Below are 25770 nucleotides of genomic sequence, written 5' to 3' on the forward strand. Positions count from 1 at the left end.
ACTGCTTTTTCTGGAACGTAGAGACCCTTTATATTCCTCTTTTCACACTGCTACTGCTTTTTCGGGAACGTAGGGACCCTCTATATTCCTCTTTTTCTCCTGTGCCTGCTTTTTCAAGAACGTAGAGCCACTCTATATTCCTCTTTTCACACTCCGACTGCCTTTTCAGGAACGTAGGACGCCTATAGCTCCTTGTGGCCACACTAATCTAAAAAGCCCCCAAATTAAGGGGGCTCCACAATAGCATTACACCTGTCTCCAAGGATTGCTAACCACGTTCGTTTGATTGCGGTCCGGGCCGACTGAGAACGTCGATAAAGGAATGCCTGTTAGTTGTGATACTCTTTCTAGATAATGGCGTGCATTTTCTGGAAGTTCATCCAAAGACTTGCAGCCAGTAATGTCTTCCTTCCAGCCTTGCAATTCTTCATAAATCGGCTCACATTGTGATAAGATCTTTAGGTTTGCCGGATACTCTGTGATAACCTCGCCATTATAGCGGTATGCGGTACAAATTTTCAACGTTTCAATTCCAGTCAATACATCGATGGAGTTGAGGGACAAATCAGTCAATCCACTAACGCGGCGAGAGTGACGGACAACCACGCTGTCAAACCAGCCAACACGACGTGGGCGTCCAGTGGTAGTTCCATATTCACGGCCAACCTCACGAATTTGATGGCCAATCTCATCGTGCAGCTCGGTAGGGAATGGACCATCACCAACACGAGTGGTATAGGCCTTACAAACACCAACGACATGAGTGATTTTGGTTGGACCTACACCTGAACCAATGGTGACTCCTCCAGCCACTGGGTTAGACGATGTAACAAAAGGGTAGGTACCTTGGTCGATATCGAGCATAACACCTTGGGCGCCTTCAAATAGCACTCGACGGCCTTCGTCTAATGCATCATTCAAGACAACGGATGTGTCACAGACATATTGTTTAATTTGTTGGCCATATTCATAGTACTCATCTAGAATGTCTTCTTTTTTAAAGCCTTCTGTTTCATAAATACGCTCAAATAAGCGGTTTTTCTCAGCAAGGTTTCGATCCAACTTTTCTTCAAAAATTTCACGGTCAAGCAAGTCGGCAATCCGGATGCCTATGCGTGCAGCTTTATCCATATAAGCAGGGCCGATTCCTTTTTTTGTTGTTCCAATCTTATTGTCGCCTTTGCTTGCTTCTTCCACTTCGTCTAATTTTAAATGATACGGGAGAATGACATGAGCACGGTTGCTGATGCGCAGATTGTCTGTGCTAACTCCTTTTTCATGTAAATAAGCCAGCTCTTTAATGAGTGCCTTCGGATCCACAACCATCCCGTTTCCGATGACGCAAATTTTTTCCTTATAAAAAATTCCAGATGGAATCAAATGAAGTTTGTAGGTTTCTCCGTTGAATTTAATTGTGTGGCCGGCATTGTTGCCTCCTTGATAACGAGCAACAACTTCTGCATTTTCTGAAAGGAAATCTGTTATTTTTCCCTTTCCTTCGTCTCCCCATTGTGTACCAACTACAACTACTGATGACATGAAAGGCACCTCCGAAAATTAAACTTAAATTTGCTATCTTAATTATTTCCTCTCATAGTTTACCAAGTTTTTATGGAAAAAGTCAATAAAACACGAACATTTAATATTACTATAGTAAAATATGTTCGTAAAAATAGTTAACTGCTACTCTAGTTTTTTGCAAAAAAAAGAAGCCAATCCCAATTAGGTTGACTTCTTATGCTCCTGGAGGAGCCATAGAATCCTCAAAGCGTCTCTCTAAATTTACAAATTTATTATATTCCTTTACAAAGGCTAATGAAACAGTACCAGTCGGACCATTACGTTGTTTAGCAATAATGATTTCAATAATGTTTTTGTTCTCTGACTCTTTGTCATAATAGTCATCACGGTAAAGGAAGGCAACGATATCGGCATCTTGCTCGATACTACCTGATTCACGTATATCTGACATCATTGGTCGTTTATCTTGACGCTGTTCCACACCACGGGATAGCTGGGAAAGAGCGATGACCGGCACTTGCAGCTCACGAGCCAACTGTTTAAGGGCACGGGAAATTTCCGACACTTCCTGCTGACGGTTTTCTCCAGGGCGGCCGCTACCTAAAATCAACTGCAAATAGTCAATTAAAATCATGCCTAATCCGTGTTCTTGCTTTAAACGACGGCACTTAGCCCGAATATCATTGATCCGCACACCAGGAGTATCATCGATAAAAATTCCGGCACCAGCCAGGCTGCCCATCGCCATCGTAAGCTTACCCCAATCCTCATCCGTAAGCGAACCTGTACGCAGTCTCTGGGCATCTATATTGCCCTCAGCGCACAGCATACGCATAACCAACTGCTCCGCGCCCATCTCAAGACTAAAAATGGCAACATTTTCTCCCGCTTTAACTGCTACGTTTTGGGCAATATTTAAAGCAAAGGCAGTTTTACCAACAGAAGGACGGGCGCCGACAATGATTAAATCATTTCGCTGGAACCCTGCGGTCATTGTATCAAGCTCCACAAATCCTGTCGGGATCCCGGTAATATCACCAACGCGGTTATTTATTAGTTCAATATTGTCATAAGTACGAACTAAAACATCTTTAATGTTATGGAAAGCACCGGCATTTTTCCGTTGTGCTACTTCCAGAATGCTTTTTTCTGCTTCACTTAAGACAGCTTCTACTTCATCCTCGCGAGTATAACCGTCAGTAGCGATAGTAGTCGCCGTTCGTATTAATCTTCTAAGCAATGACTTTTCTTCTACAATTCTAGCATAATACTCAATATTCGCAGCAGTCGGCACAGCTCCAGCTAATTCTGTTAAATAGCTGACACCACCGGTATCCTCAATAAGTTTAGCGGCAGATAGCTCTTCCGTGACGGTCACAAGGTCAACTGCTTTACCTTCGTCATTTAGCTTCAGCATGACATTAAAAATCTTTTGATGGGAAGCACGGTAAAAATCCTCAGGAATTAAAATTTCCGATGCCAAAGTAAGCGAAGATGGTTCTAGAAAGATAGCCCCTAAAACTGCTTGTTCGGCCTCAATATTTTGTGGCGGCATACGATCTGCAAATAAATCACTCATTTTATGGAAAACCTCCTATCGTTTAAGAGGATCAGATTATCAAAAGGAAAGAAAAAAGTGACCAGATTCATCCGATCACATTTTACTATCTACGATTTATATTCTATCACGATTATTTGATATTTGAACTGGCAAATTTTATTTTACTTCCATTACATGGACAGTAAGGGTCGCCGTAACATCATGATGGAGCTTTACAGGAACCTTGGTATGTCCAAGTGTACGGATCGCTTCAATCTCCATTTTGCGCTTATCAATTTTAATTCCATGCTTTTTTTGCAGTTCTTCTGCAATTTGTTTTGTTGTAATCGAGCCGAACAGTCTACCGCCTTCTCCGGCTTTTGCTGTTAACTCGACTGTTGTTTGGTCTAGAGTTAATTTGAGTTTCTTTGCTTCTTCCAATTCTTCAGCAGCTTCTTTTTCTTGTTTTTTCTTCTGAGCATCCAAAGAACTCATATTTGCAGTTGTTGCCTCAACAGCCAAACCTTGTTTTAGTAAAAAGTTATGAGCATAGCCATCAGCTACATTTTTAATTTCGCCTTTTTTTCCTTTACCTTTTACATCTTTAAGAAAAATTACTTTCATTCTTTATTACTCCCTTCCAAATAATCATCAATTGCCTGTTTTAATTGTTGTTCCACCTCAGAAATGGTCAGTCCAGATAACTGAGTGGCTGCATTCGTTAAATGCCCTCCGCCCTGAAGGCTTTCCATAATGACCTGGACATTGATATTTCCAAGTGATCTAGCACTTATTCCAATGATGCCTTCATTACGCTTCGAAATGACGAAAGAGGCAAGTACATCTTCCATCGTCAGCAATGTATCCGCTGCTTGAGCTATGATTACTTGATCATTAATATCCATTTCGCCGCCTCTGGCAATTGCAATTCCATCCCGATAAAAAGTGACGGATTCAATTAATTTTGCCCTTTTTATATATGTATCCACGTCTTCTCTTAAAAACTTTTGAACGAGAACGGTATCAGCACCATGGGCTCTTAAATAAGAAGCAGCGTCAAATGTTCTTGAACCAGTCCTTAGCGTAAAACTTTTCGTATCCACAATAATCCCTGCTAACAGGGCAGTTGCTTCAACTACTTCTATTTTACTGCGTTTTGGTTGATATTCCAAAAATTCTGTAACAAGTTCTGAAGTAGAAGAGGCATAAGGCTCCATATAGACAAGTAACGGGTTATGAATAAAGTCCTCGCCTCTTCTGTGATGATCAATGACGACAACATGGTCAATTTTATTTAGTAGCCGTTCTTCCATCACAAGGGAAGGTTTATGTGTATCAACAATCACCAGCAATGTTTTATCAGTGGATATTTCAATTGCCTCTTCGGGTCCAATGAAACGGGAATAGAGCGTCTCCTGATTGCGGATTTCATCCATTAACCGTCGTACACCACTTTCCATTTCCTGCTGATTGACGACAATATAGGCATCCTTCTGGTTCATTTGGGCCACTTTATAAATCCCAATACTAGCTCCAATGGAATCCATATCAGGATTTTTATGCCCCATTATTATCACTTTGTCGCTTGCCAAAATTAAATCTTTAATGGCATGGGCAATTACACGTGCTCGGACCCTGGTCCGTTTTTCAATTGGATTTGTTTTTCCACCGTAAAATTTCACTTTTCCATTGGGGAATTTAATCGCAACCTGATCCCCGCCTCTACCTAATGCTAAATCAAGGCTAGATTGGGCAAGACTCCCCAACTCCGGCAAGGATAGTACACCTGTCCCCACACCGATACTTAAGGTAAATGACACATTTTGTTTCGAAGTCATTTCTCTTACATCATCAAGAATTGTAAACTTATTTTTTTCAAGCTGATGAAGAATTCCTTCATTAAAAACAGCAATAAACCGTTCTGAAGAAACACGCTTCAAAAAGATTCCGTTATCATTTGCCCACTTATTCAATATGGATGTTACCAAGTTATTAATGCTGCCGCGCATTTGGTCATCCATTCCTTGAGTCAGGTCATCATAATTATCTAAAAAGATTGTGGCAATGACGGTACGTTCATCCTGATACATTTTTTCAATCTCAGCCTGCTCGGTCACATCAAAAAAGTAGAGGAGCCGCTCCTCACGTTTATGAATGACTCGGAACTTTCGGTCATGAAGAGTGATAATTTCTGTATCTGATTCTTGTTTAATGACTGGAATTAAATGATCTGCAACATCATAGATGGATCTGCCCACAAGCATATCTTCATCGAAACAGGAGAGCAAGTAGGGATTCGTCCATTCAATATAGTACTCATCATTAATTAGCATAATCCCAATCGGCAGCTCCAACAGGGCTTCCTCACCGACTTTTTTTACCCGATAGGAAAGAGTTGAGATATACTCCTCCATTTCCTTCCTTTGCCGCTGTTCAATGACAAACATATAATACAGAGGGAAAAGCATTAATAAAAGACCAGCAAGGCTTAATATCCGATTATATAGAAATAGGATAATAAGCAGTACCACTGTAACGCCTACTAACCCATAAAAAGGATAACGAATAGACCGCTTTTCTAAAAATGCCGGCATTGTTTCAGCTCCTAAAACCAGTAGTGATTACTCTTTTTTCTCGAACCTTTTTCGTAAATCAAAACCTAAATCAATTATACCTAATATCCCTATAATATAAAGAAAAATTGGAACGATAAATGCAAGAATTGCCAACGTAATGGATACACCCTTTGACATTCCCTTTAAGTCAAAGAAGAAAAACAATAAGGTGTATCCTTGGAAAATCATAAGAAACTGTAAGATGTATGTAAGGTTGATTAATGCTGCATATAAAAACGTCCCTTGATGAGGATTAAGAATAATGCTTGCTGCCAAGGTAATCAAAAGGTACCATAGGATACTTTTAGGCAGCTTCACATCCTTTAACGAACTCCACATCCCGACTTGAATTCCAAATCTCTTTATAATTGGGAAAGACACTAATTGAATAATGAGTACAAAAAATAAAGATCCAATCACAAATAAAGTAGGAACTAATGTATTTAAAAGTGATAATGCATGATTAAACTGTTCAATTGTTTTATCTGCCTGCGCACCCTGTCCTAGTTTTTTCAGCATCTCTGCCGACATATTGATGGATTCCTGCAATGCTTTTATGGATTCTTGAATAATATCCATATGAAAAAATACAACCGTGACCGCATAGATTCCTATAATATTTACTAAAAAGACAAGGGTACTGGCTACTGAAATGGTGATTCTGCTTTTTTTTCTTTGAATTAAAAATCCCATAACTGCACCGGTTGTAGCAAAAGGTAAGGCAATGGGAAGGGCTTGAACGGATCCCACTATTAGTGAAATGAGAATAGACGCGACAACAAAAACTGCGCTCCATTTCCAATCATTTTTTGCAGCAAACATGATAAATGGAATAGCTATGAAGAAATTTACAATCATTCCTAACAACGGAATGTAAATTGTTATTAATAAAAGGACAGCAAAGATGGCTAAAAGCATAGCTCCTTCTGTCAGCTTACGGGCATTTTTCATTATTCCACCCCTAAATAAAACCTTTTCTACTTAATTTTCACTACTATAAGATGACTATACCATCATATAAAGAAAAGGCAGCAGGGAAGTACCCGACTGCCTTTTCGTCTATAATCTCTGCCTGTGATTATTCACCTGCAACAAATGGTAATAATGCCATTTGACGCGCACGTTTGATAGCAACTGTTAATTTACGTTGATATTTAGCGCTAGTTCCAGTTACACGACGTGGTAAAATTTTACCGCGCTCAGAGATGAATTTTTTTAGTAAATCAACATCTTTATAATCGATGCGAGTGATTCCGTTTGCTGTGAAATAGCAAACTTTACGACGTTTAGCACGTCCGCCTTTACGTCCTCCTGCCATGGAAATTCCCTCCTTTATAATTTAAAATGACCGTTCATAAGTTTACTTAGAACGGAAGATCATCGTCAGAAATGTCGATTTGACCGCTTCCTGCAAATGGATCTTCATCCATCCTCGTAAACCCTTTATTTTGGTTTTGGCGTTGATTCTGATTACCGCCGCCTCCATAAGGAGATCCTTGGGGTTCCCTTGGTGGTGCGCCGAAATAATCATTGTCGCTTCTATTGCCAGATGCACTTTTAGGCTCTAAAAACTGCACACTTTCAGCCAATACTTCTGTCACATATACACGTTTTCCGTCTTGACCTTCGTAGTTGCGAGTTTGAATTCGTCCATCGACGCCTGCCAAACTACCCTTTTTCAGGAAGTTGGCTACATTTTCAGCAGGCTTTCGCCAAACAACACAATTAATAAAGTCTGTTTCGCGTTCACCCTGCTGATTTGTAAAGGTGCGATTAACGGCTAGAGTAAAAGTTGCCACTGCAACACCGCTTGGCGTATAACGCAATTCTGGATCTTTCGTTAAACGACCAACCAGTACGACACGATTTAACATCAGAATCAACTCCTTTTCTGCATGAACGTTTCACGTGAAACACTCAATGCGGATTGTATATCAATTAAGCTTCTTGTTTAATTACGATATGACGAATGATATCTTCGTTGATTTTAGCAAGACGAGCAAATTCTTGAACTGCTGCAGACGAAGATGTCGTTTTAACGATTTGGTAGTATCCGTCACGGAAATCATTGATTTCGTAAGCAAGACGGCGTTTACCCCAATCTTTTGTTTCAGCTGCTTCCGCGCCATTGTCAAGAAGAATAGTGTTGAAACGTTCAACTAAAGCCTTTTTTGCTTCATCTTCAATATTTGGACGGATGATGTACATGATTTCGTACTTATTCATCACTGTCACCTCCTTTTGGTCTAAGCGGCCCGATTCTGGGCAAGGAGCAATTATTCATTACTCACAAGTTGAAATTATAACATAGTTATTTAAGAAAAGCAATGTCCAGTCAAAATAGGAAAAAGCAGGCCCTTATGAACCTGCTTCCCATAAATTAGACGTTAAAACGGAAATGCATAACGTCGCCGTCTTTTACTTCGTATTCTTTACCTTCTAGTCTGACTTTTCCTGCTTCTTTGGCAGCAGTGTAGCTTCCTGCAGCAAGGAGGTCATCATATGATACAGTTTCTGCGCGAATGAATCCACGCTCGAAGTCAGAGTGAATGACCCCTGCACATTGTGGTGCCTTCATGCCTTTTTTAAAGGTCCAAGCACGCACTTCCTGAACACCCGCTGTAAAATAAGTGGCTAAGCCCAGTAAGGTGTAGGCTGCACGAATAAGCTGATCAAGCCCTGATTCTTCGATACCAAGCTCTTCAAGGAACATTTGCTTTTCTTCCCCTTCAAGCTCCGCAATTTCCTCTTCAATTTTGGCACAAATCACAATAACTTTGGCATCTTCTTTATCTGCATATTCACGAACCTTTTGAACATATTCATTTTCAGATGAATTAGCCACATCATCCTCACTAACATTAGCTACATATAGAACTGGCTTAATTGTTAAGAGATGTAAACCTTTTACAAGTTTCATTTGTTCATCCGTAAATTCTACTGCTCGTGCTGGTTTTTCTTCTTCGAAAGCAGAACGAAGCAACGAAAGAACCTCAAATTCAGCAGCCGCTTCTTTATCCTTTTGTTTAGCTAGTTTTTCAACACGGCCAATACGTTTTTCGACTGATTCCATATCTGCAAGGATTAATTCTAGATTAATCGTTTCGATATCAGAAATAGGATCGACTTTACCGGAAACATGGGTAATATTTTCATCTGCAAAACAACGGACTACCTGACAAATCGCATCTACTTCACGAATATGGGAGAGGAATTTGTTTCCTAATCCTTCACCTTTGCTGGCACCCTTCACAATACCGGCAATATCGGTAAATTCAAATGCAGTCGGGACCGTCTTTTTTGGCTGAACCAATTCGGTTAATTTTTGTAGACGATGGTCCGGAACCTCTACGATCCCAACGTTAGGGTCAATGGTACAAAATGGATAGTTTGCGGATTCCGCGCCTGCTTGGGTAATTGCATTAAATAAAGTAGATTTACCAACGTTCGGCAAACCAACAATCCCTGCTGTTAAAGCCATTCACGTTCACTCCTTAAAAAATAAATATATCTATATAAAAAAACATATATCAATAGACAAGTCTTTCACAATTATAGGCATTTGTCGGTAAAAAAACAAGGAAATTTACAGGCGGACATAAAGAATGACTGATACCAAAACGGCATCAGTCATTTGATTTTTCGAGATTGACCAAGCAGTCATATAATGTACTGCCGAGGCCATTATCAGATTCCTGGCTAGAAGTCAGGTTATTGACTGAACCGCCGTATCTTTTCCAAATTCCCTCATCAATATTAATGGTGTTAGGATGTGCTTTTAATAAAATCGAAACCTGTCCTTTCACTTCACTGCGGTCATTCCATACCCTCACGGCATCACCATCATTCAGCCCTAACTGCTCTGCAATATTCGGAGCAATTTCTACTTTCAGTTTTACATTCCCCTTTAATATTGGATAATTTTGAGAGTGATTAGAACGCAAAGGATGAATGGTCAGTAAACTATATGGATATTTCTCGGCTCGTTTGGAATTAGACCACTTAGATTCATCTGGAACCGCTAATGTCAACAGCCCTGACTTTCCTTTCGATTGCCCAATAAGAGAGGTAAATTCATATTTTCCGGATGGTGTAGGAAACTGATAATCCTGCCAAGGAATTTTATGAACCGGTAATTCCATAGTAGAGTGCGCTTTTAATATTTCCAAGGTGATACCATGTTTCTCTAACGGCTTGAGTGTCATCTTTAACCAGTCTTCTCTAGAAAAATTAAAATCCTGTTCAAATCCCAACCGTTTTGCTAACTGTCTCCAGATCCATAAATCAGATTTAGCCTCACCGGGGGCCTCGGCTAATTTAGGTCCATAATTCACGTAATGATGATACATCGAAGAATAATAGAAATCCTCTTCTTCAAAAGCAGTAGTAGTGGGGAGGACATAGTCTGCTAACTTTGCCGTGTCTGTCATATATTGCTCGATCACTACCAGTGTTTCAACCGATGAGAATGCTCTCTCGACCACAGCAGAATCGGGAACTTGCGTAACCGGGTTACCGCATGTCACGATAATCATTTTAATTGCAGGATCGACAACTTCCAAGACACCTTCTGCTTGCTTCATGATGGAAAACTGGCGATGTGCTGTCCGTTTATTCACTGCTGTTAATTCATCAAAAGCAAAGCTTTGTCCCACTTGGAGGTTGGCATAATTTGCTCCGCCGCCGGCAACGCCAATATTACCGCTTACGGCAACTAAAGCGTCGATCAGACGAATAGTGTTACCGCCGTTTTTATACCGCTGCAGGCCTAACCCCATATAAGTTGCCGTTGGTTTATCAGCATATAGATAAGCTAATTTTGTCATTATTTCACTTGGAACTTCCGTCATTTTACTAATTTCTTCTAGAGAAGTTTTGTTTAGAAGTGAAAGGAGGTCTGGAAATCCATAAGAATATTGTTCGATAAACCGGCGATCCTCTAAACCAAGTCGAAGCATTTCTTTCATGATACCTGCAGCCAGTAAACCATCCATACCGGGTTTAATGGAAATATACTCATCTGCTATTTTTGCTGTTGCGTTATAGATTGGGTCAATTACATAGAGCTTGGCACCCTGTTTCTTGGCTTCCAGCAGCTTTTCATAAAAATGCATATTGGTTCTAGAAACATTTCTTCCCCATATAACAATGTTTTTACTGTTGTAAATATCATTAGGCTCATGACTCCAAGCATTACCGAAATCCCATTTTTGCGCCTCAATGCCTGATCCCCAACATAAGGATCCGTAAAGCTCCGTCACACCGCCATAACAATTAAAAAAGCGTTGATCAAGGTTTTTTAAGATGCCATTGTTTGCATAATCATGACTGTGCATGACTGCTGTTGTACCATACTTTTCTTTTATTTCTTGTAGTTTGGCAGCAATTTCATCAAGCGCCTTTTCCCAGGAAATCTGTACAAACCTTCCGTTTTCCTTTTTCAGAGGGTGCAGCAAGCGTTCTGGAGAATTAGCCCTTGTTTCCAGCATTCTTCCGCGGCCACAGATTTTCCCCTGGGTAATTGGATGTGTTGGATCTCCATCAACTTTCACTACTTTGTCATTCTCTACTGTTACCAAAAATCCACAGCTGTCCCAGCAATTTAATGGACATGCCGCTTTTTTTACAGTTGCCATTCTCTTGACCCCCAAAAAAAAGTCATTCTATATCTAGATTTCTAAAAAGGATAATACATTTTTTAAAAAAAGAAGCATGAAATTATTCCTCATGCTTCACTAAAATCTTCTTCATTTTCCTTGAGAATTCTCTCCTTGGGATTAACACACTATGCCCGCAGCCTTCGCATTTAATTCGAATATCCATACCCATGCGAATGATTTTCCACCGATTGGCTCCACATGGATGCTGTTTTTTCATCTCAACTACGTCATTTAATCCATATTCCTTTTCTTCCATCACTGCCCCTCCTCTATACATTCAATCCTTTCGATTGTTCACCTTCACGTGCAAAAGTGACCAGTCTTGGATACGGAATTTCAATTCCATGTTCGTCTAAATGCATCTTAACATCCCGACGAATTTTCCTTGCAACAGCAAATTGCTTCATTGGCTGTGTTTCGGCAACTATTCGTAAAATTACTTCTGAAGGTCCTAAATTTTGAATTCCCAGCAAAGCTGGTTTTTCCACTAATTCATCATACTGGTCCTGCATATGTTCAAGTAATTCCTCAATTACCTTTTCTGCCTTTTCGATATCCTCTTCATAAGCTATTCCCACATCTACAACAGCAATACTATTATTCAAGGAAAAATTTGTAACTTGGGTAATACTGCCGTTAGGAAGAATATGAATTTCACCTGTCCAATTTTTAAGTTTTGTCGTTCTTAAGCCAATAGCCAAGACGTCTCCTTCAAATTGTCCTACCCGAATATGATCCCCTACAGAAAATTGATCCTCAAAAATGATAAAGAAACCAGAAATAATGTCCTTCACTAGACTTTGTGCTCCAAAACCTACTGCTAAACCGATGATTCCTGCTCCAGCAATGAGCGCCTTTACATCAATTCCTAGCACAGAGAGGACCATCATAAACGCAATAAAGTACACCACATATGAAAGAACATTATCTAGCAGCTTTAATAAGGTTCCCTCTCTTCTTTCATTTGTCCTAAGGGGGGAAATTTCTCTGATTTTAAAAATGTTATGGATCATCAGTTTCCCGATTCTAATTAAAATATTGGCAATTATAATTATAGCAAATATTTTTAAAAGCCCTTCACCTAAATTCAACCATGTATCTTCATTTTGGAATTTGTCGACGATCTTCTTTATTCCTTTTTCTGTTAAAGTCATGGGAAACCCCTTCCTTCTACCCACTATAAAATCAAATCTATTTTAACAAATTTCATGGCCTACCACGTAGCATTATGATTTTTCCATTTTCTATCAACGACTATGTATAGATTTTCAAAATTTTCCGTATACTATTTAAAAAACGCACTTGAGATGAGTTTAGGAGTGGACGGTATGAATTTAAAAGCAGGTTTTTTTAATAGAAAAGATCAAAACCGGATTTCCCATGATGAGGAATTTGCTGCAGAAAATCTTGCAACTCAAATTTTATCCTCCATTCCAAAAGTGACAAGACGCCCTATTGTATTTGTATGCATTGGTACTGACCGTTCAACTGGTGACTCGCTTGGGCCACTTGTCGGAACTCTATTGGAAGAGAAAAAATTAAAAGCATTTAATGTATACGGAACATTAGATGACCCCATTCACGCTGTGAATTTAGCAGAAAAACTTTCTCAGATTCATGCTATGCATCTCAACCCGTATCTTATTGGAATTGATGCTTGCTTGGGGCAGGTAAAGAATGTTGGGGTTATTCAAATTGGTAATGGGCCAGTCAAACCTGGTGCTGGAGTAAATAAGGAATTGCCTGAGGTTGGAGATATACATATTACTGGAATTGTTAATGTTGGGGGCTTTATGGAGTTTTTCGTCTTGCAAAACACACGTTTAAATCTTGTTATGAAAATGGCTAGGACCATTGCCAATGGGATTCATCATGCCAGCCTTCTTTATCCAGGGCAAGTTGTTTCGAATTACAAGTGGATTGAAGAGGAAAAGACAAATTAAAAGGATCGAACCATTTAACCGGTCGATCCCTTTTTTTGTTATATTAGAATAATTGATGATAATGATATAAAATCGTTACAATGATGCCAGTAACCACGATGCCAGGGAGGAGGTTAGCCACTTTTATTTTGGTTAATCCGGTAAGGTTCAAGCCAATGGCAAAAATCATGATTCCACCTGTTGAGGTCATTTCAGTAATAAATTGATTCATCAACGTACTGGGTACGAAGCGATCAATCTGAGTTGCGAACAGAGCAATTAACCCTTCATAAAGTACAACAGGTACCGCAGAAAAAATAACGCCAATCCCCAGAGTAGTTGTTAGAATCAAGGAGGTAAATCCGTCAATCATCGCTTTCGTATATAATACAGAATGATCGCCTCGAATGCCGCTATCAAGTGCACCAATAATCGCCATTGCCCCAATGACAAAAATTAAGGTTGCTGTAACAAACCCTTCGGCAATACTACCTTTTCCTGTAGATGTAGAGCCAACCTTTTTCTCAAGCCAAAGGCCTAAATCATTTAGCTTATCCTCTAATTTTAATAGCTCGCCCATTACCGCTCCAGTCACCAAACTAATGATGACAATAAGGAAATTCTCACTTTTCAAGCCCATCTGCAACCCTAAAACCATTACAGATAACCCAATTGCAAACATGACGGTTACCTTCATACTTTCTGGGATTTTGTGTAACAACTTCCCTAAAAGAGTGCCAATAACAATCAGCAGCCCATTCACTAATGTGCCTAATAAAAACATGTTCCTTTTCTCCTTTTTTCGCCTCTCGAAATGATATTAGTATTAAACTACCATTTTTCCATTAGATTGAACAGGAAAAAAAATAACCATCTTATTGATGGTCTTGTCGATAATGGTTCTATTGTGAATGATCATGGTCGAGTAATTCTAAAATTCGTTCCAAATCCTCTGGAGAGAAAAATTCTATTTCAATTTTCCCCTTCTTTTTATCTTTATTGTGTTTAATACTAACAGATGTTCCAAACCGTTCTCTTAAGGTATGTTCACGTTCCACAATAAACACATCTTTTTTAACTTCCGGTTTTTTTGTTTCACGTGAAACATTCTCATTTAGCTGTTGGATCCATTTCTCTAATTGTCGAACATTTAATGATTCTTGAATAATTTTATCTACGACCATGGAAAGCTTAGCCTTTTGCCGTAACCCTAATAAGGCACGACCATGTCCCATAGAAATTTTGCCTTCTGAGATGAATTCTTGAATTTTCGGCGGAAGGGATAACAAACGAATATGATTAGCTACATGAGGTCTGCTTTTCCCCAAACGTTTCGCTACTTCTTCTTGGGTCAGTTTTAACTTCTCCATTAAAGTATGATAGGCTTGTCCTTCTTCAATCGGATTTAAATCTTCCCGCTGGAGGTTTTCCAGCACAGCCAATTCCATCATCTGTTGTTCAGAAAGAGTCCGAACAACAGCAGGGATTGTTTCAAGCCCAGCTTCTTTCGCCGCACGATAACGGCGCTCACCAACGACAATTTCATACCCTTTAATACTTTTTCTCACTACAAGAGGCTGCAGGATCCCGTGCTCTATAATGGAAGCTTTCAACTCATCAATCGTCTCCTGCTGGAAGACTTTTCGCGGTTGATAAGGGTTCGGACGAAGTTCCTGAAGTTTGATTTCTTGAACTGCCTCTTCCTTACCGGCTTCCACATTAGTAAAAAACGCATCAAGGCCCTTTCCTAAACCTCTAGCCATTCGCGACCACTTCCTTTGCTAAATCTAAATATACTTCTGCTCCACGGGACTTTGAATCATAAGTAATAATGGGTTCCCCATGGCTTGGAGCCTCACTTAGACGCACATTTCTTGGAATAATGGTTTTATATACTTTATCCTGGAAGTATTTTTTGACTTCCTCAATAACTTGAAGACCGAGATTGGTTCTCGCATCCAACATGGTTAATAATACGCCTTCAATTTTTAAATCTTGATTTAAATGTTTTTGCACCAATCTTACTGTGTTCAGTAATTGACTTAATCCTTCTAAGGCGTAGTATTCACACTGAACAGGGATAATTACTGCATCTGACGCCGTTAAAGCATTTAAAGTCAATAATCCTAATGATGGCGGGCAATCAATAATAATATAATCGAATTGTTCTCTTACTTCTTCAAGAGCTCGTTTTAATCGTACTTCTCTTGAGATTGTTGGAACAAGTTCAATTTCTGCACCGGCCAATTGAATTGTTGCAGGTAAAGCATAGAGATTTTCTACAGCTGTAGGTCTAATCACTTCTTTTGCCTCAACATCATCTACTAAAACATCGTATATGCATTGGTCTACTTCAGCTTTTTCAATACCTACTCCGCTGGTTGCATTTCCCTGCGGGTCGATATCGACGAGTAAAACACGTTTGCCTATATAAGCCAAGCAGGCGCCCAGGTTGACAGAGGTAGTCGTTTTTCCGACTCCGCCTTTTTGATTTGCGATAGAAAGGATCTTACCCACGATGTCACCTACCCTTACATTCTCTAAAAATATAATTCTTACATTCTATCAAATTGGTCATAATACGATGTAATTTGGAATGATAGAAAGTAAAAATTCCATTTCTCTATTTTATCATGAAATGGACAGGATTGAATTTTTTTTCTAAAAATATTCCATATGTCATGGAATCATCTGTTGAAGAATGTAGACTTGGTAGATTAGGCAGTTGATTTCCGCTCCAGGCACTTCGCTTTCCGCGGGCGTTCCGGGGAGCCTCCTCGTCGCTTTGCTCCTGCGGGGTCTCCCCTGGCCCGTACTCCCGCAGGAGTCTACGTGCCTTCCGCTCCAATCAACTGGTGTATTGAACAAGGAAAATGCCTTTACATAAAAAAATAGAGCCAAACATATCGTCTCGCTCTACTAAAATAATCTATTTTTTCTTTGGAATTTTAATGGTAAATTGGTAGAAGTCGTCAAATTCTTCTTCTTCTGCGTCAAGGTTGATGCCGCTGTCGGAGACCATGGTAAGTGATTGACGAATGGTATTGACGGCGATTCGCATATCTTTGCTGAATGCCTTCCGTTTTGGTTTCGGTGCAGCATTTTTTTGTTCCAGCAGTTTTACTACCCTGTCTTCTGTTTGTTTGACATTTAAACTTCTCTCCATAATTTCTGCAAGTAAGGTGGCCTGTTTTTCAGGATCCTTTAATGGAATTAATGCTCGTGCATGTCGTTCAGTAATGGCCTTATTTAATAGAGCATCCTGTACTTGCTGCGGCAATTTAAGCAGCCTCAATTTATTAGCAACTGTCGATTGACCTTTACCGAGACGTTGAGCCAATGCTTCCTGCGTTAAATTGTGGAGTTCCAGCAATTTTCCATAAGCAATTGCTTCTTCAATAGGAGACAGCTCTTCTCGCTGGAGATTCTCAATTAGAGCAACAGAGGCTGTTTCCGTATCCGTCATATCCTTAACAATTGCCGGCACTTCGGTCCAACCAAGCTTTTTCATTGCCCGCCAACGGCGTTCACCGGCAATAATTTCGTATTGGTCGACAGCAAATTCTCTCACTACAATCGGTTGGATAATCCCATGTATATGAATGGTTCTAGATAATTCCTCTATTTTTTCCTCATCGAACACGGTTCGCGGTTGAAAACGGTTAGGAACAATATGATTAATTGGTATTTTTTTTATTTCATCATTTTTTATCTCATTTTCGAGCTCAATGGTTTGCTCTTCCTTATCCCCAAGGCCAAAAAAGCGTGTAAATGAATTCTTCATCCCCAACACCACCTTAACGAAACTCCCTAATAATTATTCTCTATACCAATACACTTTTCCTGCCAAGGATACCATTTTTGCACTGAAATTGTTAGCCCTAATATTTTTGGTATTTCCTAAGGAAAATTTGGGCTTTTTCTAGAAAAATGGAAGTCCTATCCTATTCTATTGGCGATTTACCCGGTGTTCCCGGCTTCCGTGGATACTTCTTAGGGGTCTGCTTTTCTTTTTTTATGATAATAATGGACCTATCAGACTCTTCAAAAGGCAGAGTGAAGGTAACCTTATTTTCCACTTTACCACCAAGAGTGGAAATGGCTTTTTCAGCAGTAGTTAACTCCTCATCAGCACTTGCCGCCTTCATGGCAAGAAAATGACCCCCTACCCTTGCAAGAGGAAGACAAAGTTCACTTAAAACAGACATTCTGGCAACTGCCCTTGCTGTAACAACATCAAATTTTTCCCTATATGTTGGATTAACTCCAAATGTTTCAGCACGGTCATGGACAAATTGAACATTATCTAATTTCAGTACACTGGCAAGATGGTTTAAAAACATTATCCGTTTGTTAAGTGAATCAACAATCGTCAACTTCATATCTGGGAAGACAATTTTTAACGGGATACTAGGAAAACCAGCACCCGCCCCCACATCGCACAGATGGAAAGGCTTTGTAAAATCGAAATAAAATGCTGCTGTAATGGAATCATAAAAGTGCTTTAAATAAACATCCTCTTTTTCAGTGATGGCCGTTAAATTGATTTTTTCATTCCATTCAACAAGAGTATGGTAGTACAAATCAAACTGTTCTAATTGTGTGCCAGTAAGTTCAATTCCTTGATCTTTGAGAGCTGACTCAAATTGTTCTATATTCATTCTATGTTCCTCACAATATTATTGATTGGCAATTCGCGCGATTCGGCCTTGTTCTAAATATACAAGTAAAATGGAGATATCCGCTGGATTAACTCCAGAAATCCTAGATGCCTGTGCCAGTGACAGCGGTCGGATTTTTTTCAGTTTTTGCTTTGCTTCCGTCGCCAATCCGGAAATTGCATCATAATCAATATTTTCAGGGATTTTCTTATCTTCCATCTTCTTTAACCGCTCTACTTGCTGCAATGACTTTTCGATATAGCCTTCATATTTAATTTGGATTTCTACCTGTTCCTTTACGTCCTCATCTAACGGAATTTCAGACCCCGCAATGGGCTCTAATAATTCGTAAGTCATTTCCGGACGTTTTAGTAAATCGGAAGCCCTGATTCCATCCTTTAATTCACTGCCCCCTATTTTTTTTATCAATTCCTGCAATTCAGTATTTGACGGTTTAAGGATCGTGGATGTTAATCTCTCTTTTTCGGTCTCAACCGCTGCTTTTTTTGCCAAAAATGCACTGTAACGCTCTTCTTTAATTAATCCAATATGGTGGCCAACTTCGGTTAACCTTAAGTCAGCATTATCATGGCGCAATAATAAACGATACTCCGCTCTTGAGGTTAATAATCGATATGGTTCATTTGTTCCTTTTGTTATTAAATCATCAATTAATACCCCTATATAGGCATCAGAACGGCTTAAAACAAGTTCTTCCCGTTCAAGTGAATTTAATCCAGCATTGATTCCGGCCATTAAACCTTGTCCTGCCGCTTCCTCATAACCTGAAGTTCCGTTAATTTGTCCTGCAGTATAGAGATTTTTAACAACTTTTGTTTCGAGAGTCGGCCAAAGTTGAGTTGGGACAATCGCATCGTATTCGATGGCATATCCAGCTCGCATCATTTGGGCATTTTCAAGGCCAGGGACTGTTTTTAGAATTTGTTTTTGGACATCCTCTGGTAAGCTGGTTGATAATCCTTGAACATAGACTTCCTTCGTATTTCTACCTTCCGGCTCCAGAAAAATTTGGTGACGTGGCTTATCATTAAATCTGACAACCTTGTCTTCAATGGATGGGCAGTAACGTGGGCCCGTTCCTTTAATCATTCCTGAATACATCGGGGACCGATGCAAATTATTATCAATTAATTGATGAGTATACTCATTTGTATAGGTCAACCAGCACGGAAGCTGATCTGTAATATACTGAGTTGTTTCGTATGAAAACGCACGCGGTTCCTCATCACCAGGTTGAATTTCCGTTTTACTGTAATCAATCGTATTACTATTGACCCTAGGTGGTGTACCCGTCTTAAAACGAACAAGTTCAAAGCCCAGATCTTCTAAATGCTCTGAAAGCTTGATAGATGGTTGTTGGTTATTGGGACCGCTAGAGTATTTTAATTCGCCTATTATAATTTCTCCGCGTAAAAAAGTACCGGTTGTAATGACAACAGTTTTAGAATGATACACTGCACCTGTCTTGGTAATAACCCCTTTACAAACACCATCTTCAACAATCAATTGCTCTACCATACCTTGAAGCAAGGTTAAATTCGATTCTTCCTCCAAGGTCTTTTTCATCTCGTGTTGATAGGCAAATTTATCTGCTTGGGCCCTTAAAGCGCGGACCGCAGGGCCTTTTCCCGTATTAAGCATTCTCATCTGAATGTAGGTTTTGTCTATATTTTTTGCCATTTCTCCGCCAAGGGCATCAATCTCTCGGACGACAATCCCTTTGGCTGGTCCACCTACTGAAGGATTACAAGGCATAAAGGCAACCATATCCAGATTGATGGTAATCATTAAGGTCTTCGCGCCCAGTCTCGCTGCCGCGAGGCCCGCCTCGCAGCCAGCATGCCCAGCTCCGACGACAATGACGTCATAATTTCCTGCTTCATATTGCTGCATTTCGGTTGTTCCTCCTTTTCCGCTTCCTGCGGAAAAATCTACTCTATTTTCCTAAACAAAATTGCGAGAATAACTGATCGATAAGACTTTCATGGACGCTTTCACCAATAATTTCCCCCAGCAGTTCCCAGGTTCTTGTTAGATCAATTTGGACTATATCAATAGGTGTTCCCATCTCGACACCGTCAATTGCTTCTTCAATAGAATGCAAGCTCTGATTAAGCAAAGCAATATGGCGACTGTTCGACACATACGTTGCATCTTTTGCCTCGATCGATCCTGCGAAAAATAAAGAAGCAATCGCTTCCTCTAATGCATCGACACCTTGATCCTCTAAAAGGGAAGTGGTCACTAGTTTTTTATCACTAGATAGTGCCTTTACCCGTTCTAGATCTATCTGCTGAGGCAGATCGGTCTTATTAACAATGACAATTGTGTCCATACCTCTTACTGCCTCAAAAAGGTTTTCATCTTCTTTTGTTAGCTTGTCAGAATAATTTAATACCAGCAAAATTAGATCAGCTTCTTTTAATACCTGGCGGGAGCGTTCCACACCAATTCGCTCTACGATATCCTCAGTCTCCCGAATCCCGGCAGTATCTAATAATCTGAGCGGTACACCGCGTACATTTACATATTCCTCAATGACATCACGGGTTGTCCCCGGTATATCCGTCACAATTGCTTTATTCTCCTGAGCAAGGCTATTTAATAACGATGATTTTCCGACATTGGGTCTTCCAATAATCACTGTAGAAAGACCCTCTCGTAAAATCTTTCCCTGCTGTGAGGTCTGCAGCAGTTTATTTATTTCTACTCGAACATATTGGGCTTTATCCAGCAGCATTTTATGTGTCATTTCCTCGACATCATCATATTCCGGATAATCAATGTTTACTTCTACATGGGCTAGAACTTCGAGGAGTTCCTGTCTCAATCTTTGAATGAGCTTGGAAAGCCTCCCCTCCATTTGTCCCAATGCAACATTCATGGCGCGATCTGTCTTTGCTCTAATTAAATCAATGACTGCTTCGGCCTGAGATAAATCGATCCGTCCGTTTAAAAATGCCCTTTTTGTAAATTCGCCAGGTTCCGCGAGTCTTGCCCCATACTTCAAAACGAGTTGAAGCACCCGATTTACTGAAACAATTCCCCCATGACAGTTAATTTCTACTATGTCTTCTTTAGTAAAAGTTTTTGGTCCCTTCATCATGGAGACCATTACCTCTTCGATAACCTGCTTACTCTTTGGATCAATGAGATGTCCATAGTGAATCGTATGAGAGGGTTGCTCCATCAGCTTTTTTCCACTTATACTTTCAAATAGTTGATCCGCAATTTTAATTGCCTCATCTCCACTTAATCGAACAATCGCAATGGCACCCTCTCCCATTGGTGTCGATATGGCTGCTATCGTATCAAATTCCATTTTTCCACCTCTCATCTCACTCACATTACTTTTATATATCAAAAATATTGCATTTTATCCTAAAAAAATAGAATATCACAAAAAAGTCAGCTTTTCATTAAACTGACCTGGTTTTATCCACAAGTTCATAAGCTTATCTGTATTATTTTAACTTATCCACTTGTGGATAACAATAAAACAAAAATTTAAAACAATATGTTAGAAATAGGATATTTTTAAGCAAGTTCCTTTGCAGAACAAAAAAACACCCTGTCTTCAGGACAGGATGTATACATGTACTATTAAAATCCTCTTCTCATTGGGGAAATGACAACATGGCGATGTGGTTCAGATCCATCTGAGAAGGTTTTAATCCGTTTGTTCTCTGATAAGGCAGTATGAATTACTTTTCGCTCATACGATGGCATTGGTTCAAGAGTAACGTCTTTCCCTGACTTAATTGCCTTTTGTGCAAGGCGCTGAGCCAGCTGAATAAGAGTATCATTTCTCCTATTTCGATAATCCTCAGCATCCAAAATAACTGTAAAATATTGATCTGAATGGCGGTTTATCACTAACTGCGTTAAATATTGAAGTGAATTTAAGGTTTGTCCACGTTTACCAATCAACAGGGCAATTTTCTCACCAGTTAAGATATAATGAACTTGTTTTCCATCTCGTTTAACCTCAACTTCTGCTGGTGCTCCCATTTGTTCACTGATTTGTTTTAGAAATTTTTCCGCCTCTTCAATTGGATCAATGACAACTGTTACCTTTACCACAGCCGGCCGTGAACCGAAAATACCAAAAATACCTTTCTTACCTTCATCAATGATGTCAACATCTGCGCGATCTTTGGTGATCTGTAATTGAGCTAAAGCTTGTTCTACTGCCTCTTCGACTGTTTGTCCTGTAGCAGTTACCTGTTTCACTTTTTTGCTCCTCCCGCATTACCGGAAGCTGAAGCCTTCAGATCCGGCCCTTTAATAAAATAAGTTTGGACAATCATAAAAATATTACCGACAACCCAATATAGTGAAAGTGCCGCCGGGAAGTTCAAAGCAAAAATGACAATCATAATTGGCATCGTCCATACCATCATCGCCATTTGCGGGTTTTGATTTTCCGTGCCCGCCATCATCATTTTTTGCTGGATAAATGTAGTGATCCCTGCAACAATTGGAAGAATATAAAAAGGATCCTTTTCACCAAGGTCAAACCAAAGGAACATACCATTTTTTAATGCTTCAGTTCTCGAAATGGCATGATAAAAACCAATTAAAATTGGCATTTGGATTAATAATGGAAAACACCCAGCCATAGGATTCACGCCATGCTTTTGGTATAAGGCCATCGTTTCCTGCTGCAGCGTCTGCTGGGTTTTTTGATCCTTAGAGCTGTATTTCTCTTTTAACTTTAACATCTCAGGCTGCAAGGCCTGCATTGCCTTTGAACTCTTCGTTTGTTTTATCATTAAAGGCAATATAACTAATCTAATGATAATCGTAACAACAATAATCGACCAGCCATAACTGCCGCCTAATAAATGTGCTACCTCTAAAATAAACCATGATAATGGGTAAACAATATATTCATTCCAAAAACCCGTACTCTCTGTGGTAATTGGTTGATTAATTTGGCTGCATCCAGTTAAAAATAAAAACAAAGAAAGCATAGCGAATAGCGGTAATATTCGTTTTTTCAATCAAATTTTCCTCCTCAAAAATATTGTATAAACGTTATCTAGAACATTTGTGGGGAGTCTCCATTATGTATGAAATTGATTTCTAGTGAATATTTTAACATTTTTCCCACATTCTTGTCTCCATTGCATAAGTAAAATTTGTTGCAACTAGAGATCATTACCCCTTTTTTAGTACCTTGCCGACCTTCAAGACATGAGTCAAGCTGCTTTTCATTTCAAAAAAGTCCATTTCAACCACAGGCTTCCTAGCAATGATGACATAATCATTGCCTTGTTCCATTTGGCCCTTTAATTCAAAAACAGCTTGTCTGACACATCTTTTTATTCTATTTCTCATTACAGCATTCCCAAGCTTTTTGCTAACGGATAAACCTATTCGAAAATGTCCTTGGCCTTCCTTTGGCAAGGAGTACACGACAAATTGTCGGTTGGCAAAAGATCGCCCACGTTGAAAAACAACTTGAAAATCCTGATTCTTCTTTATTCGGTATTCCTTCTTCACTTCAACACACCTTCAATCCACCCAGGGTTTTCTAACATTCCATTTCCGGCTCCAGCCTTTAATTAGAAAAAAGACCACTGAGACGTTTCAGTGGTCTATGCTGATAATACTTTTCTTCCTTTACGACGGCGACGAGCTAGAACTTTACGTCCGTTCGCTGAGCTCATGCGGCTACGGAAACCATGAACTTTACTGTGCTTACGTTTATTTGGTTGATATGTTCTTTTCATTATATGACACCTCCCCAAAAGGATGCTCTTTGTTCTTCAAATGACAGTCTTACTTATTATAAAGATGTCTAAATTCATTTGTCAACTATTCTTCCCATTTTGATAATATTTCCTGTTTTTTTCATTGGATGTTGACCACCATTCCAGGAGCTTTACTATTACGAACTAATCGGTGTCCCATTTCAAAAAAACAAATCTGTGGATAACAATTCGACATTTTTTTCGCTATCCACACTAGATATTGACAGGTTTTGCACAAACTATCAACCTGTGGACAAATTATATGCACATGTTATAAGCCTTGTGGATAAACTTTGAAAAAGCATTGCATCCCCTGCTATTATTTGATATTATATTGATGTTTTCACTCTGGATAACTTTATTCGATAAATAATTATCCACAAATTGTGGATAGTGTGTGGATAGATTATTAAGAGGCTCTGTAAAAACTTGTCCACAAGAGGTGGATATTGTCGAAACTCCACTTTTTATCCTTATTATATGTTTTCCACAACCAACGTTTCGTATATTTATAAATTCATAGGTTTACTTTGACGTTGCTAATATTTTTTCACGATAACTTTTGCAAAATTGAACACCTTAAAGATATAGAAACTTTATATTTGAATGGCTCTTTTTACATTGCCCAAAAAAGCTATTTCACATAAATAATTTAAATTTTTTGCTGTTAAAAGGGAGGGAAAACAGTTGGAAAATATTGCGGACCTTTGGAATGCGGCTCTCACTAATATTGAGAAGAAAATTAGTAAACCAAGCTTTGATACTTGGCTTAAATCCACTAAAGCTCATTCCCTTCAAGGAGATCTGCTTGTTATTACTGCTCCAAATGAATTTGCCCGCGATTGGCTTGAAGAACGCTACTCCCAGTTAATTTCGGGAATTTTATATGAAATTACCGGGGAAGAGTTAGCTGTAAAATTTATCATTCCGCAAAATCAAAAGGAAGAGGACTTTGATATTCCTACGCCGCCTAAAAAGGTGAAAAAAGAGGAAGAACATACTGAATTCCAGCCTAACATCCTAAATCCAAAATATATATTTGACACTTTTGTCATTGGATCTGGCAACCGATTTGCCCATGCTGCATCGCTCGCGGTAGCGGAAGCTCCAGCAAAAGCATACAACCCATTGTTTATATATGGGGGAGTTGGTTTAGGGAAAACACACTTAATGCATGCAATTGGCCATTATGTACTAGATCATAATCCATCTGCTAAAGTGGTTTATTTATCATCTGAAAAATTCACGAATGAATTTATTAATTCCATTCGTGACAATAAGGCAGAAAGTTTTCGAAACAAATATCGAAATGTAGATGTTCTGCTTATTGATGATATTCAGTTTCTAGCTGGAAAAGAATCAACCCAGGAGGAATTTTTCCATACGTTTAATGCCCTTCATGAGGAGAGTAAACAGATCGTCATCTCAAGTGACCGGCCGCCAAGAGAAATTCCTACACTAGAAGACCGCCTTCGTTCCCGCTTTGAATGGGGCTTAATTACAGATATTACACCACCTGATTTGGAAACAAGGATTGCCATTCTGCGCAAAAAGGCAAAAGCTGAAGGACTCGATATTCCTAACGAAGTCATGCTTTATATTGCCAACCAAATTGATTCTAATATTCGTGAACTTGAGGGGGCGCTGATTCGAGTAGTTGCCTACTCTTCTTTAATTAATAAGGATATAAATGCAGATTTGGCTGCAGAGGCTCTTAGAGATATTATTCCAAGTTCTAAACCAAAAGTCATTTCCATTCATGATATCCAAAAGGCTGTGGGTGAACATTTTAATATCAAACTTGAGGATTTTAAGGCGAAAAAGAGGACGAAATCTATTGCCTTCCCACGCCAAATTGCCATGTATTTATCTCGTGAATTAACAGACTACTCTTTGCCGAAAATAGGAGAAGAGTTTGGAGGTCGGGATCATACCACTGTCATTCACGCACACGAAAAAATTTCAAATTTGCTTTCAACTGATCCGCAGCTGCAGAAACAAATGAAAGAACTAAATGAGATGTTAAAAATCTAATTTAAATGTGAATAACTTTTACAACTTTATACACAGT

The 25770-nt window shown here is 39.3% G+C and carries 25 protein-coding genes; 2 read left to right on the top strand and 23 right to left on the bottom strand.

Features of this window, described 5'->3' with window-relative positions; translation table 11 throughout:
- Positions 1–246: 246 nt before the first annotated feature.
- The 12 genes from V7083_RS15590 to V7083_RS15645 form a co-directional block, all read right to left on the bottom strand.
- Positions 247–1539 carry an adenylosuccinate synthase gene (locus V7083_RS15590; protein WP_335479427.1) on the bottom strand — a complete coding sequence of 431 codons (1293 nt, stop codon included), beginning with the start codon at positions 1537–1539 and terminating at the stop codon, positions 247–249.
- Positions 1540–1735: 196 nt separating this feature from the next.
- Positions 1736–3100 (bottom strand): replicative DNA helicase, encoded by a 1365-nt coding sequence (gene dnaB / locus V7083_RS15595; RefSeq protein ID WP_335479429.1) that lies wholly within the window; start codon positions 3098–3100, stop codon positions 1736–1738.
- Between the two features lie 138 nt (positions 3101–3238).
- A complete protein-coding gene (rplI, locus tag V7083_RS15600) occupies positions 3239–3685 on the bottom strand; it encodes a 50S ribosomal protein L9 (protein WP_335479431.1) in 447 nt (148 codons plus the stop codon).
- Positions 3682–5655 (bottom strand): DHH family phosphoesterase, encoded by a 1974-nt coding sequence (locus tag V7083_RS15605; protein ID WP_335479433.1) that lies wholly within the window; start codon positions 5653–5655, stop codon positions 3682–3684. The genes rplI and V7083_RS15605 overlap by 4 nt, the downstream gene beginning before the upstream one ends.
- Before the next feature lie 27 nt (positions 5656–5682).
- The gene (locus V7083_RS15610) at positions 5683–6627 is read right to left on the bottom strand and encodes a YybS family protein (protein WP_335479435.1); all 945 of its coding nucleotides are present in this window, start codon (positions 6625–6627) and stop codon (positions 5683–5685) included.
- A 127-nt stretch (positions 6628–6754) separates the two neighbouring features.
- Positions 6755–6994, bottom strand: a complete 240-nt coding sequence (gene rpsR, locus V7083_RS15615) for a 30S ribosomal protein S18 (RefSeq protein ID WP_007088219.1) — start codon at positions 6992–6994, stop codon at positions 6755–6757.
- 46 nt (positions 6995–7040) lie between these two features.
- Positions 7041–7550, bottom strand: a complete 510-nt coding sequence (gene ssb, locus V7083_RS15620; protein WP_335479437.1) for a single-stranded DNA-binding protein — start codon at positions 7548–7550, stop codon at positions 7041–7043.
- A 64-nt stretch (positions 7551–7614) separates the two neighbouring features.
- Complete coding sequence (gene rpsF, locus V7083_RS15625) at positions 7615–7902, bottom strand: 30S ribosomal protein S6 (RefSeq protein ID WP_335479439.1); 288 nt, start codon at positions 7900–7902, stop codon at positions 7615–7617.
- A gap of 154 nt (positions 7903–8056) precedes the next feature.
- On the bottom strand, positions 8057–9157 hold the full coding sequence (gene ychF / locus V7083_RS15630) for a redox-regulated ATPase YchF (protein WP_335479441.1): 1101 nt from the start codon (positions 9155–9157) through the stop codon (positions 8057–8059).
- Positions 9158–9302: 145 nt separating this feature from the next.
- Positions 9303–11312 (bottom strand): molybdopterin-dependent oxidoreductase, encoded by a 2010-nt coding sequence (locus tag V7083_RS15635; RefSeq protein ID WP_335479443.1) that lies wholly within the window; start codon positions 11310–11312, stop codon positions 9303–9305.
- Between the two features lie 82 nt (positions 11313–11394).
- Positions 11395–11592, bottom strand: a complete 198-nt coding sequence (locus V7083_RS15640) for a DUF951 domain-containing protein (RefSeq protein WP_335479446.1) — start codon at positions 11590–11592, stop codon at positions 11395–11397.
- 13 nt (positions 11593–11605) lie between these two features.
- Positions 11606–12490: a mechanosensitive ion channel family protein gene (locus V7083_RS15645; RefSeq protein WP_335479448.1), complete on the bottom strand. Its 885-nt coding sequence runs from the start codon at positions 12488–12490 to the stop codon at positions 11606–11608.
- Between the two features lie 174 nt (positions 12491–12664).
- Between V7083_RS15645 and yyaC the strand changes: the two genes are divergently transcribed.
- Complete coding sequence (yyaC, locus tag V7083_RS15650; protein ID WP_335479450.1) at positions 12665–13279, top strand: spore protease YyaC; 615 nt, start codon at positions 12665–12667, stop codon at positions 13277–13279.
- Positions 13280–13322: 43 nt separating this feature from the next.
- Here yyaC and V7083_RS15655 read toward each other — a convergent pair whose 3' ends face one another.
- The 11 genes from V7083_RS15655 to rpmH form a co-directional block, all read right to left on the bottom strand.
- A complete protein-coding gene (locus tag V7083_RS15655; protein WP_335479452.1) occupies positions 13323–14042 on the bottom strand; it encodes a DUF554 domain-containing protein in 720 nt (239 codons plus the stop codon).
- A 118-nt stretch (positions 14043–14160) separates the two neighbouring features.
- The gene (locus V7083_RS15660) at positions 14161–15021 is read right to left on the bottom strand and encodes a ParB/RepB/Spo0J family partition protein (protein ID WP_335479455.1); all 861 of its coding nucleotides are present in this window, start codon (positions 15019–15021) and stop codon (positions 14161–14163) included.
- Positions 15014–15775 (bottom strand): ParA family protein, encoded by a 762-nt coding sequence (locus V7083_RS15665; protein ID WP_335479457.1) that lies wholly within the window; start codon positions 15773–15775, stop codon positions 15014–15016. Before V7083_RS15665 ends, V7083_RS15660 begins: the two co-directional genes overlap by 8 nt.
- A gap of 412 nt (positions 15776–16187) precedes the next feature.
- The gene (gene noc, locus V7083_RS15670) at positions 16188–17042 is read right to left on the bottom strand and encodes a nucleoid occlusion protein (RefSeq protein ID WP_335479458.1); all 855 of its coding nucleotides are present in this window, start codon (positions 17040–17042) and stop codon (positions 16188–16190) included.
- Positions 17043–17202: 160 nt separating this feature from the next.
- Positions 17203–17919, bottom strand: coding sequence for a 16S rRNA (guanine(527)-N(7))-methyltransferase RsmG (gene rsmG / locus V7083_RS15675; RefSeq protein WP_335479460.1), 717 nt, complete (start codon positions 17917–17919; stop codon positions 17203–17205).
- Positions 17920–17937: 18 nt separating this feature from the next.
- Complete coding sequence (mnmG, locus tag V7083_RS15680; protein ID WP_335479462.1) at positions 17938–19833, bottom strand: tRNA uridine-5-carboxymethylaminomethyl(34) synthesis enzyme MnmG; 1896 nt, start codon at positions 19831–19833, stop codon at positions 17938–17940.
- 43 nt (positions 19834–19876) lie between these two features.
- Positions 19877–21262 (bottom strand): tRNA uridine-5-carboxymethylaminomethyl(34) synthesis GTPase MnmE, encoded by a 1386-nt coding sequence (gene mnmE, locus V7083_RS15685; RefSeq protein WP_335479464.1) that lies wholly within the window; start codon positions 21260–21262, stop codon positions 19877–19879.
- A 281-nt stretch (positions 21263–21543) separates the two neighbouring features.
- Positions 21544–22173, bottom strand: a complete 630-nt coding sequence (gene jag, locus V7083_RS15690) for an RNA-binding cell elongation regulator Jag/EloR (protein WP_335479467.1) — start codon at positions 22171–22173, stop codon at positions 21544–21546.
- Complete coding sequence (gene spoIIIJ, locus V7083_RS15695) at positions 22170–22946, bottom strand: YidC family membrane integrase SpoIIIJ (RefSeq protein ID WP_335479469.1); 777 nt, start codon at positions 22944–22946, stop codon at positions 22170–22172. The genes jag and spoIIIJ overlap by 4 nt, the downstream gene beginning before the upstream one ends.
- Positions 22947–23103: 157 nt before the next feature.
- Positions 23104–23448: a ribonuclease P protein component gene (rnpA, locus tag V7083_RS15700; RefSeq protein ID WP_335479471.1), complete on the bottom strand. Its 345-nt coding sequence runs from the start codon at positions 23446–23448 to the stop codon at positions 23104–23106.
- A gap of 95 nt (positions 23449–23543) precedes the next feature.
- Positions 23544–23678, bottom strand: a complete 135-nt coding sequence (rpmH, locus tag V7083_RS15705; RefSeq protein ID WP_066059809.1) for a 50S ribosomal protein L34 — start codon at positions 23676–23678, stop codon at positions 23544–23546.
- A 708-nt stretch (positions 23679–24386) separates the two neighbouring features.
- On the opposite strand from rpmH, the gene dnaA reads away from it, so the two are divergent.
- Positions 24387–25733 (top strand): chromosomal replication initiator protein DnaA, encoded by a 1347-nt coding sequence (dnaA, locus tag V7083_RS15710; protein WP_335479475.1) that lies wholly within the window; start codon positions 24387–24389, stop codon positions 25731–25733.
- Positions 25734–25770: the final 37 nt, after the last annotated feature.

The sequence above is a fragment of the Bacillus sp. JJ1764 genome (genome assembly GCF_036962145.1).
Lineage (GTDB): Bacteria > Bacillota > Bacilli > Bacillales > Cytobacillaceae > Neobacillus.

Coding starts and splice junctions, on each gene's coding strand:
- V7083_RS15635 (WP_335479443.1), bottom strand. CDS start 11,312: ATGGCAACTGTAAAAAAAGCGGCATGTCCATTAAATTGCTGGGACAGC.
- V7083_RS15640 (WP_335479446.1), bottom strand. CDS start 11,592: ATGGAAGAAAAGGAATATGGATTAAATGACGTAGTTGAGATGAAAAAA.
- ssb (WP_335479437.1), bottom strand. CDS start 7,550: ATGTTAAATCGTGTCGTACTGGTTGGTCGTTTAACGAAAGATCCAGAA.
- mnmE (WP_335479464.1), bottom strand. CDS start 21,262: ATGGAATTTGATACGATAGCAGCCATATCGACACCAATGGGAGAGGGT.
- V7083_RS15645 (WP_335479448.1), bottom strand. CDS start 12,490: ATGACTTTAACAGAAAAAGGAATAAAGAAGATCGTCGACAAATTCCAA.
- V7083_RS15590 (WP_335479427.1), bottom strand. CDS start 1,539: ATGTCATCAGTAGTTGTAGTTGGTACACAATGGGGAGACGAAGGAAAG.
- V7083_RS15655 (WP_335479452.1), bottom strand. CDS start 14,042: ATGTTTTTATTAGGCACATTAGTGAATGGGCTGCTGATTGTTATTGGC.
- mnmG (WP_335479462.1), bottom strand. CDS start 19,833: ATGCAGCAATATGAAGCAGGAAATTATGACGTCATTGTCGTCGGAGCT.
- yyaC (WP_335479450.1), top strand. CDS start 12,665: ATGAATTTAAAAGCAGGTTTTTTTAATAGAAAAGATCAAAACCGGATT.
- dnaB (WP_335479429.1), bottom strand. CDS start 3,100: ATGAGTGATTTATTTGCAGATCGTATGCCGCCACAAAATATTGAGGCC.
- rpsR (WP_007088219.1), bottom strand. CDS start 6,994: ATGGCAGGAGGACGTAAAGGCGGACGTGCTAAACGTCGTAAAGTTTGC.
- noc (WP_335479458.1), bottom strand. CDS start 17,042: ATGAAGAATTCATTTACACGCTTTTTTGGCCTTGGGGATAAGGAAGAG.
- V7083_RS15610 (WP_335479435.1), bottom strand. CDS start 6,627: ATGAAAAATGCCCGTAAGCTGACAGAAGGAGCTATGCTTTTAGCCATC.
- rsmG (WP_335479460.1), bottom strand. CDS start 17,919: ATGAATATAGAACAATTTGAGTCAGCTCTCAAAGATCAAGGAATTGAA.
- V7083_RS15605 (WP_335479433.1), bottom strand. CDS start 5,655: ATGCCGGCATTTTTAGAAAAGCGGTCTATTCGTTATCCTTTTTATGGG.
- rpsF (WP_335479439.1), bottom strand. CDS start 7,902: ATGAATAAGTACGAAATCATGTACATCATCCGTCCAAATATTGAAGAT.
- rpmH (WP_066059809.1), bottom strand. CDS start 23,678: ATGAAAAGAACATATCAACCAAATAAACGTAAGCACAGTAAAGTTCAT.
- ychF (WP_335479441.1), bottom strand. CDS start 9,157: ATGGCTTTAACAGCAGGGATTGTTGGTTTGCCGAACGTTGGTAAATCT.
- V7083_RS15660 (WP_335479455.1), bottom strand. CDS start 15,021: ATGGCTAGAGGTTTAGGAAAGGGCCTTGATGCGTTTTTTACTAATGTG.
- rplI (WP_335479431.1), bottom strand. CDS start 3,685: ATGAAAGTAATTTTTCTTAAAGATGTAAAAGGTAAAGGAAAAAAAGGC.